General features: G+C 71.3%; 13 protein-coding genes and 1 pseudogene. 6 read left to right on the top strand and 8 right to left on the bottom strand.

From position 1 onward, the window contains the following. A partial coding sequence (gene mutM, locus ABFS34_14280) for a DNA-formamidopyrimidine glycosylase (GenBank protein ID MEN8376611.1) occupies nt 1-735 on the top strand: 735 nt, incomplete at its 5' end. After that, entirely contained in the window at nt 732-1,922 is a 1,191-nt protein-coding gene (locus tag ABFS34_14285; GenBank protein MEN8376612.1) for a GIY-YIG nuclease family protein, read from the top strand. The genes mutM and ABFS34_14285, both read left to right, overlap by 4 nt. Nucleotides 1,923-1,989: 67 nt before the next feature. On the opposite strand, the gene ABFS34_14290 is transcribed toward ABFS34_14285, so the two are convergent. The 6 genes and pseudogenes from ABFS34_14290 to ABFS34_14315 all read right to left on the bottom strand — a co-directional run bounded on the left by ABFS34_14290 (nt 1,990) and on the right by ABFS34_14315 (nt 6,049). Beyond that, on the bottom strand, nt 1,990-2,187 hold the full coding sequence (locus ABFS34_14290) for a hypothetical protein (protein MEN8376613.1): 198 nt from the start codon (nt 2,185-2,187) through the stop codon (nt 1,990-1,992). A gap of 126 nt (nt 2,188-2,313) precedes the next feature. Next, complete coding sequence (locus ABFS34_14295) at nt 2,314-2,784, bottom strand: metallophosphoesterase family protein (GenBank protein MEN8376614.1); 471 nt, start codon at nt 2,782-2,784, stop codon at nt 2,314-2,316. A 16-nt stretch (nt 2,785-2,800) separates the two neighbouring features. Next, complete coding sequence (locus ABFS34_14300; GenBank protein MEN8376615.1) at nt 2,801-3,832, bottom strand: ABC transporter permease; 1,032 nt, start codon at nt 3,830-3,832, stop codon at nt 2,801-2,803. Next, nucleotides 3,825-4,769 carry an ABC transporter ATP-binding protein gene (locus tag ABFS34_14305; protein ID MEN8376616.1) on the bottom strand — a complete coding sequence of 315 codons (945 nt, stop codon included), beginning with the start codon at nt 4,767-4,769 and terminating at the stop codon, nt 3,825-3,827. Before ABFS34_14305 ends, ABFS34_14300 begins: the two co-directional genes overlap by 8 nt. Before the next feature lie 6 nt (nt 4,770-4,775). Next, on the bottom strand, nt 4,776-5,234 hold the full coding sequence (gene mscL / locus ABFS34_14310) for a large conductance mechanosensitive channel protein MscL (GenBank protein ID MEN8376617.1): 459 nt from the start codon (nt 5,232-5,234) through the stop codon (nt 4,776-4,778). Nucleotides 5,235-5,317: 83 nt separating this feature from the next. After that, nucleotides 5,318-6,049 (bottom strand): annotated as a pseudogene (locus tag ABFS34_14315) (class I SAM-dependent methyltransferase). Nucleotides 6,050-6,320: 271 nt separating this feature from the next. On the opposite strand from ABFS34_14315, the gene ABFS34_14320 reads away from it, so the two are divergent. The 4 genes from ABFS34_14320 (at nt 6,321) to ABFS34_14335 (ending at nt 9,930) form a co-directional block, all read left to right on the top strand. After that, complete coding sequence (locus ABFS34_14320) at nt 6,321-6,917, top strand: sigma-70 family RNA polymerase sigma factor (protein ID MEN8376618.1); 597 nt, start codon at nt 6,321-6,323, stop codon at nt 6,915-6,917. A 92-nt stretch (nt 6,918-7,009) separates the two neighbouring features. Then, nucleotides 7,010-7,669 (top strand): hypothetical protein, encoded by a 660-nt coding sequence (locus ABFS34_14325; protein ID MEN8376619.1) that lies wholly within the window; start codon nt 7,010-7,012, stop codon nt 7,667-7,669. A gap of 10 nt (nt 7,670-7,679) precedes the next feature. Beyond that, nucleotides 7,680-9,056, top strand: a complete 1,377-nt coding sequence (locus ABFS34_14330; protein MEN8376620.1) for a hypothetical protein — start codon at nt 7,680-7,682, stop codon at nt 9,054-9,056. Then, nucleotides 9,049-9,930: a hypothetical protein gene (locus tag ABFS34_14335; protein ID MEN8376621.1), complete on the top strand. Its 882-nt coding sequence runs from the start codon at nt 9,049-9,051 to the stop codon at nt 9,928-9,930. Before ABFS34_14330 ends, ABFS34_14335 begins: the two co-directional genes overlap by 8 nt. Nucleotides 9,931-9,937: 7 nt before the next feature. On the opposite strand, the gene ABFS34_14340 is transcribed toward ABFS34_14335, so the two are convergent. Together ABFS34_14340 and ABFS34_14345 are read right to left on the bottom strand one after the other, a co-directional pair. After that, entirely contained in the window at nt 9,938-10,741 is an 804-nt protein-coding gene (locus ABFS34_14340; GenBank protein MEN8376622.1) for an SAM-dependent chlorinase/fluorinase, read from the bottom strand. Continuing rightward, nucleotides 10,738-10,947, bottom strand: a 210-nt coding sequence (locus ABFS34_14345; GenBank protein MEN8376623.1) for a hypothetical protein, incomplete at its 5' end; no start/stop codon positions are given. The genes ABFS34_14340 and ABFS34_14345, both read right to left, overlap by 4 nt.

Raw genomic sequence — 10,947 nt, forward strand, 5'->3', positions numbered from 1 at the left:
CGCCCCGACATCCTCTCCGGCACCGACCCCGCGGGTCTCGGCCGGCGCCTGCGCGGCCGGCGCCTGAAACGCATCGGCCGGCGCGGCAAGAACGTCCTTTTCGAGCTGGACGACGGCGGCCGCATGCTCGTGAACCTCGGCATGACCGGACGCCTCGTCACGACGGACGCCCCCAACGCCGGCGACATGCGGCACGTGGCCGCGCGCTTCGCGCTCGAGGACGGCCCCGACCTGCTCTTCGACGACACGCGACGCTTCGGCCGCATCGAGATGCTCGAGCCGGACGCGTGGGCCAAGCGGGACGCCGCGCTGGGCGCTGAGCCGCTGTCGGACCGGTTCACGGCGGACCTGCTGTGGTCTCTCACGCGCCGCTCGCGCACTCCCATCCGCAACTGGCTGCTGGACCAGCGCTTCGTTGCGGGCGTGGGCAACATCTACGCGAACGAGGCGCTGTTCCTGGCCGGCGTGCGCCCGCGGCGCGGCGCGCGCACGCTCCGGAAGCGCGATGTGGAGAAGCTGCGCGGAGCGCTGCGGGACGTCCTGCGGAGGGCCATCAAGGCTCGCGGCACCACCCTCAGCGACTACCGCGACGGCAGCGGAGAAGAGGGCGGCTTCCAGCAGAAGCTGCTCGTGTACGGGCGCCAGGGCGAGCCGTGCTCGCGCTGCGGCACGCCCATCAAGCGGATCGTCCTCAGCAACCGCTCGGCGTTCTACTGCCCGGAATGTCAGCGGTGAGGGTGCGCGGCATCACGACGCCGCACCCGGAGGCGCCGCGGCTGCTGACCGACGCCGCTTCCGGCACGCCCATGGGCCGCCGGCTGCGCCGCCTGCGCGCGCAGGTGAGGGACAGCGCCGAGAATCGGCCGGGCATCTACTTCATGTACGACGCCAACGGGGCCCTGATCTACGTGGGCAAGTCGGTGCGCGTGCGGAGCCGGCTGCTGTCCTATTTCCGCAGCCGCACGAGCGAGAAGGCCGCCGAGATCCTGCGTCGCACCGAACGCATCGACTGGGAGCCCCAGCCGAGCGAATTCGCGGCGCTGCTGAGGGAGATGCGCCTCATCCGCGGCCGGCAGCCGCCGCACAACGTCCAGCACCGGCGCGACCCCGGGTACTCCTTCGTGAAGGTCACCGCGGACGCCGCGCCGCGCCTGACCGTCACCACCAGGGTGGAGGCGGACGGCGCCACCTACTACGGCCCTCTGCGGGGCCGGGCGGCGGTTCGGGCGGGGACGCGCGAGTTGGCGGACCTGCTCAAGCTGCGGGACTGCCCGCCGGCCACGCCCACGCGCTTCCGCGACCAGGCGGAGCTTTTCCAGATCGCTCTGCAGCCGGAGTGCGTGCGCGCGGAGCTGAACCGCTGCCTGGCGCCCTGCGCGCGCCGGTGCGGCGAGGCCGACTACGCCGCCAACGTGGCCGAAGCGAGGGCCTTCCTGGAGGGGCGCTCGGACGGCCCGCTGGCCGCCCTGGAGGAGCGCATGAAGACCGCGGCGCGGCGCACGATGTTCGAGCACGCCGCGCTGCTCCGCGACCGCACCGAACGCCTGCGCAAGCTGCGCGACCAGCTTCGCATGCTGCGGCGCGAAAGCAGGGAGCTGTCGGTCGTCTACCGCGTACCCGGCCACGGCGGCGAGGACCGGATCTACCTGCTGGTCCGCGGCACGATCGCCGAGGACCTGCCCGCGCCGCGGGACGCGGCCGGGGAGGAGCGGCTGCGGGCCGCGGTGGCCCGGCTCGCGCGCCGGCGCCTCCCTCCGCTGCACAGCTTCGACGCCGAGCGACTGGCCGAGCTGAGGCTGGTCCTGCGCTGGTTCGACCGGAACCCGGAGGAGAAGGAACGGGCCGAGCTGCTGCGACCGCGGAGGCGGCGGCAATCGGTCACGAACGGCGCTCCCGGCGGCGGCGTACCGGTGGCGGGATGATGCAAGAGGGGGCCGGCCTCTCGGGCCGACCCCCTCGTTTCGCTTTTCGCCTCGGTTCAGCGGAGGCTCAGGACGCCTCCTCGGCGGAGCCGTTGCTGCCGAACCAGCCGAACGCCTTGTACACCAAGAAGCCGATCAGCGCGAGCGGCAACACCGTGAACACCAGGAAGCTGATCAGCCCCATCACCATGCCGAGCAACCCCATGACGATCTTGAGTCCGATGATCGCCAGGATCCCGGCGCCTCCGATTGTGACGGCCCTCATTGCCATGTCCATCTCTCCTTCGGCCGGCCGCGGCGTCCAGCGCCTCGCGACCATGTATCGCGCTCCCCGACTGCGGGGGTCGAAATCTCGCTTCGCCCTACTCTACGAGGCCCGAGCCCGCGGGTTTCAAAGGGGTACGATGCGGGCGTCCAGCGAGCCGTCCTCGACCCGCAGGATCGCGACGCTGGGCGGCTCGCCGCGCCGCGGCGCGCCGGCCGAGCCCGGATTGAGGACCCAGGGCACCGCGTGCCGCTCGATGCGCGCCTCGTGCGTGTGTCCGTGCACCACCACGTCGGCGTCCGGGTAGGCGTCGCGAAACGTGCTCGCTCGCTGATCCGCCAGCAGGTGCCCGTGGAGCAGGACGATCGTCGCGCCGGCTTCGCGCACCACCGCCTCCGCTTCGACCCGCGCGCGCCACTCGGCTCCGTCCATGTTGCCGTAGACAGCGGTAACGGGCGCCAGCGCCGCGAGGTCAGCCAGCAGGTCCGGGTCGCCGATGTCGCCGGCGTGCAGGATGAGGTCGACCCGCGCGAAGACATCGAATACGCGCGCGGGCAGCCGCCCATGCGTGTCGCTGATGATTCCGAACGTCGGCATGGCGTTCCCGGCGGTGTCAGCGCCAGCGAAAGATGGCGAGCGCCGTGCCGTACGCGGCCAGCCCCCACGCGCCGAGCGCGCCGATCGCGGGCGCCGTGTCGATGAACGTCGCGCCCTCGTTGATCACCGCGCGCAGGCCGTCCACCAGGGGGGTCAGCGGCAACGCGCGGATGAAGGCGTGCGACCACTCCGGAAAACGCTCGTAGCTGAAGAACACACCCGACAGAATCCACATGGGCACCGCCACCAGATTCATGATGCCGGCGATCCCTTCGGTGGTGCGGGCGCGGCTCGCCACCAGCAGCCCGAACGACGTGAATACGAAGGCGCCGAGCACACCCAGCAGGGCGACGAGGGCCACGCTTCCGCGCACCGTCACGTCGAACACGAGCCAGGCGAACGCCAGGATGGCGGCTATCTCAACCGCCAGGAAGAGCAACCTGCCGAGCAGGAACGACGCCATGAACTCCCAGCGGCGCATGGGCGTGGCCATGTAGCGCTTGAGGAGCTGGCCCGACCGCATGCGCACGACGGTATAGCCCACTCCCCAGAGCCCGGTGCTGAGCAGGTTCAGGCCGATCAGGCCGGGGATGAGGAAGTCGATGTAGCGCGAGCCGCGTTCTGCCACGGGCTCGAGCCGCGTGAGCACCGGATCGGCGCGCCCGGCTCCTCGCTGCAACGCGTCGTCCACCAACAGGCGCGCCTCGCGGGCGCCGGGCGCGGTCGGATCCTGGCGATACGTCACGCCGTCGTCGCCCGGGACGACCACGAGCGCCACGCGACCGCGCCGGAGCGCTGCCACCGACTCCTCGTCTCCCAGCAGCTCGACCTCGATACCCGACACGTCACCGAGCGCCGCGGTCAGCGCGCCCGCGCCCGGGCCCTCGAGCACGCCCACCCTGACGGTCGGCTCGCCGCGGCTGGAGAAGGCGAAACCCAGCAGCAGCGCCAGCACGATGGGGAAGACGAAGGTCCAGAAGACGGCCTCGGGCTCGCGCACGAATTCGCGCAGGCGGGTCAGCGTGAGCTGGAGGAGCGAGCTACTCATCGCGCAGGCTCCGGCCGGTGAGGTGCACGAATACGTCCTCGAGCGTGGCGTCGTGGGTGGCGAGGCTGGTGAGCGGCGTGCCGTCGCGCTCCAGGCGGGAGAGCAGCGCGGGCACGGTCACGTGCACGCCCCGCACCGTCAGCGCCCAGCGCTCCCCGTCCCCCAGCACGCGCGAGACGCCCGGCAAGGCGGCGAGCTCCGCTTCGGGGGGAGCGCTCCCGGCCGCCACCGTGAACTCCACCACCTGGTCGGCGCCCAGCGAATCCACGAGCTCCCGCGGCGTGCCCTGGGCGATCACGCGGCCGTGGTCGATGATCGCCAGCCGGTCGCAAAGCCGCGCCGCCTCCTCCATGTAGTGGGTGGTCAGCACGATGGTACCGCCGGCGGCGCGGAAGTCCTCCACCAGGTCCCACATCGAGCGCCGGCTCTGCGGATCCAGGCCCGTGGTGGGCTCGTCCAGGAACAGGATCCGCGGCGCGCCCACCAGCGCGCACGCCACCGCCAGCCGCTGCTGCTGACCCCCCGACAGCCGCCGGACCCAAGTGTCGCGCTTCTCCTGGAGCTGCACCCGCTCGATCACCTCGTCCACCGTCGCGCCCTCCGCGTAGAAGCTGCGGAACAGACGCACCGTTTCGGCTACCGTGAGCTTCTCCGGGAGCCGCGTCTCCTGGAGCTGTATCCCGATCGAGCGCCGCAGAGAGCGCTCGTCCTCTCCCCACCCCTTCCCCAGGATTCGGATGTCACCGGCGTCCGGCTCCAGGAGCCCCTCCAGCACCTCCACGGTGGTGGTCTTGCCGGCGCCGTTGGGCCCCAGCAGTCCGAAGCACTCCCCGACCGATACGTCCAGATCCAGTCCGTCCACGGCCAGCACCTCGCCGTATCGCTTGACGAGGCCGCGGCAGCGGACGGCGGCCGGAGAGGCTTCGGAGGATGACATCGACCGCTAGCCCGCGGCCTGGAGTTGGGACGTGCAGTGCGGGCACCGCGTCGCGCCGATCGGAATCCCCGTCGCGCAGAACGGGCAGTCCTTCTCGGTGGGCTCGGCCGCGGGCGCCTCGTCCTCGCGCCGCGCCCTGTTGATCGCGCGCACCATCATGAAGATCGCGAACGCGATGATCGCGAAGGTGATGATCGAGTTGATGAACAGGCCGTAGTTGATCGTGACGGCGCCGGCTTCCTTCGCCGCCTCCAGCGTGCCGTAGGGCCCGGCGGGGTCCCCCGGGCTCATGACGTAGAACAGGTTGGCGAACTCCACGTCGGACAGCGCGAGCCCTACGACGGGCATGACCACGTCGTCCACCAGCGACTTGGCGATGGCGCCGAACGCGGCGCCCACGGCGATGCCGACGGCCATGTCCACGACGTTGCCGCGCGCCACGAACTCCTTGAAGTCCTTCATCATGCGTCCACCTCCGGATTGGCGGGTCGCCGCTCGGGCGACCCGTTGGCGGATGCCCGGCCGGGGCGCGCGCCCCGGGGCGGGTCCTTCTCCCCCACGTGGAGGGTCACGATGCCGCCCGAGAGGCGGCGCCAGCGCACCCTGTCGAACCGCGCGCCGCGCATCATCGCCGCGAACGCCTCGGGCGCGGGAAACTCGTCGACGGACGCCGGCAGGTACGTGTACGCGTCCTCGTGCCGCGAAAGCATCCGGCCGATGCGCGGCAGGACGCTGTGGAAGTAGAACCGATACGCGGCCGCCAGCGGCGCGAAGGACGGCGAGGAAAACTCCAGCACGACGAGCCGCCCACCGGTATCGAGCACCCGGTGCAGCTCTCGCAGCCCGGCCGCGGCGTCGGCCAGGTTGCGGACGCCGAAAGCCACGCTGGCCCCGTCGAAGGTGGCATCGGCGAAGGGCAGGCGAAGCCCATCGGCGGCCACCTCCGTCACCGCCGCGTCGCCTATCTTGGCCCGCCCCAGCTCCAGCATCGGCACGGCGAAGTCGGCGGCCACTACCGTCCCCACGCCGCCCTGAGCGCGCGCGATCGCCAGGGACAGGTCCAGCGTGCCGGCGCACGAGTCGAGCACGCGCCGGCGGGGCGTTCCCGAGGTCAGCTCGGCCGCCGCGGCCCTGCGCCAGAGCCGGTCCACGTTGAGGCTCAGCAGGTGGTTCAGCAGGTCGTAGCGGGGCGCGATATCGGAGAACATGCGACGCACCGCGCCGGCCTTTTCGGCGCCTTCGGGCGCGGGCGCGCCGGGAGAAGCGGCGGGCGACGTCAAGTGCCGTTCCCGCCGGGGTCAGGGTAGCGTCCTGTCATGCCTTGGGTTAGCGTCGAGGCAACCGGTGGCCGGCGGCGCCAGTTCAGCGCGCGGCACCGGCTTGCGGCGCCTACACTAGCAGGTCGTTGAAAAAAAGGGGAGTGCGACCGGGCTCAGGGGGAAACCGGTCTACCCGGGCGCGCGTAGAGCCAGAGCCCGCGGGCGTTCGCCAGACAGAGCTGCGCTCCCGGGGGCGTCGAACGGCCCCCGAACCGGTATCGCCGCGATACGAGTGGACTTCACCGCGCTGTCTGATCAGGACGTCGTCGCGCAGGCCGCCGAGGGCCACGAGCGCGCGTATCGCGAATTGATCTCGCGCTACGAGCGGCCCGTATTCTCCCTCATCTATCGCCTGGTACGCGACCGGGAAGCCGCCGAGGACCTCGCGCAGGAGACCTTCATCAAGGTCCTGAACGCCATCGATCGGTACGATTCGTCCTACAAGTTCAGTTCCTGGATCTTCAAGATCGCCAACAACACCGCGATCGATTCGCTGCGCAAACGAGGCCTGGATACGGTCTCGCTGGACGGATCTCCGCACGCCCGTTCGGTGGCGGAGGCGTCCGAAGGCTGGAGCCCCACGGCCGTGGCGCGCGACGAGAGCCCGGAGGAGTACGTCGAACGGCTGGAGCTGGGGGCGGGACTGGAAGAGGCGCTGTCCGAGCTGAGGCCGGAGTACCGGACCGCGATCATTCTGTGGCACATGGAGGATCGCCCGTACGAAGAGATCGCGGAGATCATGGACGTGCCGCTTGGCACCGTGAAGACCTATATCCACCGGGCTCGCAAGGAGTTGCGGGCCCGGCTAGAATGGACGATACAGGGGTGACGGAGGGAAGCCTTGGCGCGGCCGACGCGGGTGAAACCAAACGACGTCCGGGACCGTAGAGAACGCGAACCCGGCAACGGGAACAGAGAACCATGAGCGAAGACATGCTACATCCAGAACCGGCACGGCTCGAGGCGCTAGCCGAGAGCAGCCTCCCGGAGGCCGACCGCGCGACGGTCGCTTCGCACGTTGAGACGTGCGAGCGCTGCGCCGCCGAGGTCGAGCAGTTCCGGGTGCTGTTCGCGGCCCTCGCAGAGCTGCCGCAGTTGGCGCCCAGCGCCGACTTCGCGGACCGGGTAATGGCGAGCGTGCAGGTCGCTCCGGTTCCGGAAGTCGTGCCCGCCCGGACCGCGCTCGCGGATCGGGTGCGCCGGCTTTTGCCGGGCAAGCGCACGCGCTGGTCGCTGGCCGCCGCCTTGAGCGGACTGCCGGTGGTGACGGTCGGAGCCGCGGTCGCGTGGTTGATCGCGCAGCCGGACGTCTCGGTGCAGGCGCTTTGGATCTTCGCCACCCAGCGGGTCGGGGCGGGGGTTACGGGCGGCGCGTCCTGGGTCGTGGAGACCCTGGCGGCGACGCGCCTGGGCAGTTGGGCCGGCGCCTTCGGGCGAGGTATCGCGGCCATCGATCCGAGTCAATTGGGCTTCGCCGCGGCGGGATTCGCGGTGCTGGCCATCACATCGGCCTGGGTTCTCTACTCCAATTTGATCAGACCGCCGACGAGAGAACGGCAACATGTATCCTACAGCTTCTAAGCGCGCAGCGGTGCGCACTCTGGACAACGCCGAGCGTACGAGTCGCCTGCGCTTCGCCGCCCTGATCCTCGGCTGGGCCACGCTCGCGTTCGCCGCGACCGGGCTCAGCGCGCAGGATACGGTGGAAGACGCCGTCGACGACGCCATCGAGGCGGTCGAGACGGCCGTCGCCCAGTCCGCGCAGGACGCAACCGAGGACGTCGCCGCCGCGCTCAACGAGGTCGCGGACCAGACCGCCCGGCGCCTGGTGGCGTATTCCACCGACCTGGACAGCGACGAAGCCGAGCTCACGCTGGAGTTCGCCGGCGGCCGCGAGATCGCGTTCGCGCTGGGCGAGGAGCGCGTGTGGGTCGACGGCCGGCGCATCGGCACCTACGACGAGGGCGGCGCGCTGGACCGCTCCTGGCGCGCGCTGTTGCGCGGCCTGGACGGCCCCGCCGGCGAGGTCGCGCAGCAGATCATCGCCTGGGAGCCCACGGGCGAAGGCGTGGAGCAGGCGTTCGACGACGCGCTCGAGGATTTCCTGTCGGGCGCGGCGGGGGCCGAGGCCTACGGTACCCGGCCCGCCATCGAGGTGCTGGACGGCGCCGGCGACAGCGTGGTGCGGCTGAACGTCCGCCTCCAGGAGTTGGAGCTCGCGGTCGAGGACCTGGAGGGCACCCGCGAGCGGCTCCGCGCCGAGAATCGCCAGGCCCAAGATTGGGCGCGCAGCTACCGCGGCCCGTTCCACAGCGTCCGACGCGGCATCGCCGGCATCCTGGCGACCCTGCTCAAGTACGCCCTGCTGATCGGCATCGGCTGGGCCATCGTGTACTTCGGCGGACGCCCGTACCTGGAGACGATCGCCGACGCCGCCCGCAACCAGCCCGTGCGTTCGTGGGCGGTGGGCTTCGCGGGCGGCTTCCTGCTGCTGCCCGCGTTCGTGATCGGGTGCCTGGTGCTGGCCGTGTCCATCGTCGGCATCCCGGCGCTGCTGCTGTGGCTGCCCGGATTCCCGATCGTGGTCATGCTGGCCGCCATTCTCGGCTTCCTGGGCGTGGCGCACGGCGTCGGCGAGATGCTGGCGGAGCGGCGTTTCCGGGGCGGCGAATGGTTCCAGCGCGCCAACTCCTACTACTACGTGATGACCGGCGTGGGGGCGCTGCTGGTGCTGCCTCTCGCAGGCCACGCGGTCCGCATGGTCGGATTCCTGGGCCCGCTCGTGGCGCTGCTTCACTTCCTGGGCGTAGTCGCCATCTGGCTGGCGGCCACCATCGGCTTCGGCGCCGTGCTCACCACGCGCGCGGGTTCCGTGCAGCCGGATGGCTCCAAGACCCAGCGCGCCAAGGCCGAGCCCGCCGAGGCCGACAACGACGCCGAACCGGTGGTGGAGTCCTTCGATGTGTAGTACCCGCGGCGTGAGACAGGGCCGGGCAGGCGGGATCGCCCTGCTGGCGCTGGTGCTCGGCGCGGGAGCCGGCGAGCTCGCCGCGCAGGACTGGCGCACGTTCAAGAGCTTCCGCGAGTTCGGCGGCGAGGAGGAGCTCGTGGTCGAGGTCAAGTACCTCGCGGGAGAGCTCCGCATCGAGCCGGCCGAGGACGGAACGCTGTACCGCGCCTCGATGCGCTACGACCCGGACCTGTTCGTGCCGGACGTGCGCTACCGCAGAAACAAGCTCGTCGTACGCGTCGACGGCGAGGGAGGATTCGAGGCGCGCCGCGGCGGCGAGGCCGGCTCGCTCGAGCTGGCGCTCGGGCGCGAGACCCCGCTGATCCTGGACCTCGGCTTCGGCGCCGGCCGGGGCAACATAGAACTCGGCGGACTGCCCATAAGGCGCGCCAACATCAGCACGGGCGCGTCGTCGACGGAAGTCCGGTTCTCGAGCCCCAATCCCGAGCGAGCGTCGAAGCTGGCGATAAAGGGCGGCGCGGCCGAGCTGAGGGTCATCGGGCTCGGCAACGCCAACGCCGACGAGATCGAGGTGGCTGGAGGGGTGGGCGAGATCACCCTGGACTTCACCGGCGAGTGGGCGCGCACGTCCGCGGTGGACATCGACATCGGGCTGGCGCAGCTGAACCTGATCCTGCCCTCCAACCTGGGCGTGCGGATCGATCGGGAGTCGCTGCTGGCCACCTTCGACGCCGCGCGCATGGTCAAGGAGAACGACTCCTACGTGTCCGAGAACTGGGATTCGGCGGCCGACAAGCTGACGATCCGGCTGGACGCCGCGCTGGCCTCGGTCAACGTGCGCTGGGTGGGCGCCCCGGCCCGCAGCCACTGAGTTCGCTCTACTCCTGCGGCGCGGACGCCTGTCGCACGATGACCGGCGTTCCCAGCCCCACCTTCAGCTTGTCCGCCGCGCGCCCATCGCGTACGGCCACCTCCACCGTATCGTCCGACCCGATCAGCGCCAGAGTCTCGCCGGAGTCCGCGTCCCCGTACGTCGTGCGGATCGTGCCCGCCTCCGCGCGGCCGACCAGGGTCCGCACCGGCCCCGCCTCGAGCAGGCCCCGCACCCACTCCCCAGGTACGTCGGTGATCAGGTTGCCGAACCGGTCTACCTGCACCACGCGGCCCTCGACTTCGTTGCCGCGGTGGATCGCCCGGGGGAGGTCCAGGCGCACCGGGTGGATCAGCGGTGAACCCAGCTCGGAAAGCGGCACGCCGGCCGCGAGGTGAGCCGCGGCGGGGGCGAAGATGTCCCTGCCGTGGAAGGTGGGGGCGACCTCGGGTCGGCGAAAACGCGCCCTGTCGAGCGACACGGCGGCCTCCAGATCGGTCTCCCCGAGCACCCAACTGAGGAGGCCGTTGTCTGGCGCCACGAAGTAGCGCCCTGCCACCCGAGCGGCGATTGCCCGACGGTCCGTGCCCACGCCCGGATCCACCACCGCCAGGTGGACCGCACCCGGTGGAAACAGCGCCCAGTAGCGCCGCAGCGCCCAGGCGGCACCCGCTATGTCGCCCGGCTGTATGTCGTGACCGGCGTCGATGAGCTGCGCGCCGGGGGCGATGGTGGCGATGACGCCCTTCATCGCGGCGACGTAGCCGTCCCTCGTGCCGAAGTCGGTCAGCAGCGTGACGGGCGAGTTCACGCGCGCCGCCACGCGGTGCGTTCGCCGACCAGCCGCACGACATCGGCTGCGTCCAGCCCCGCGGCGTCGGCCGCGTCCCGCAAGGCGAGGACACCCAGCGCCGCCGGATCCACCCCGGCGGCGCGCAGCGGCGCCAGCAGCTCAGGGAAGTCGCGCACCAGTACGTCCAGCGGCGTGGCGGCCGGATCCGCCGGGGGTGGGAGCGG

This window comes from Gemmatimonadota bacterium, from assembly GCA_039715185.1.
Classification (GTDB): domain Bacteria; phylum Gemmatimonadota; class Gemmatimonadetes; order Longimicrobiales; family RSA9; genus DATHRK01.